This is a genomic window from Microcoleus sp. F10-B2 (assembly GCF_036704965.1).
Taxonomy (GTDB): Bacteria; Cyanobacteriota; Cyanobacteriia; order Cyanobacteriales; family Microcoleaceae; genus Microcoleus.
In genome coordinates, this window is the sequence record NZ_JAUBTB010000101.1 from 23526 (window position 1) to 23948 (window position 423).

General features: G+C 45.2%; 1 pseudogene. It reads right to left on the minus strand.

The window, feature by feature from the left end:
• Nucleotides 1–331: pseudogene (locus QUA99_RS27635) on the minus strand (tetratricopeptide repeat protein); the annotation flags it as partial.
• Between the last annotated feature and the right edge of the window lie 92 nt (nucleotides 332–423).

A 423-nucleotide genomic window follows, 5' to 3' on the forward strand; every position in this document is an offset into this window, starting at 1 on the left:
GGAGGGAATCAGCTTCTCCTTGGCGATATCCGATTTCCCGTGAAATCTCTAAAGACTGTTCGTAAAATTCGATCGCCCTGTCGTATTGCCCTAGGGACTGGTAAGCTATGCCCGCACTGCGGAAGGAATTAGCTTCTCCTTGGCGATATCCTATTTCCCGTGAAATTACTAAAGACTGTTGGTAAAATTCGATCGCCTGTTGATATTCTCCTAGGGATTCGGAGACATTGCCCGCACTGCGGAGGGAATTAGCTTCTCCTTGGCGATATCCGATTTTCCGTGAAATTACTAAAGACTGTTCGAGAAAATCGATTGCCTTGTGATAGTCCTTTAGGGAATTGTAAGCGGGAGCATCCCGGTTTTGTAAATGGTTAAAAGTATGATATGAGCCAAAATTTTTCGCCCTGCGCTACATGATAGAAC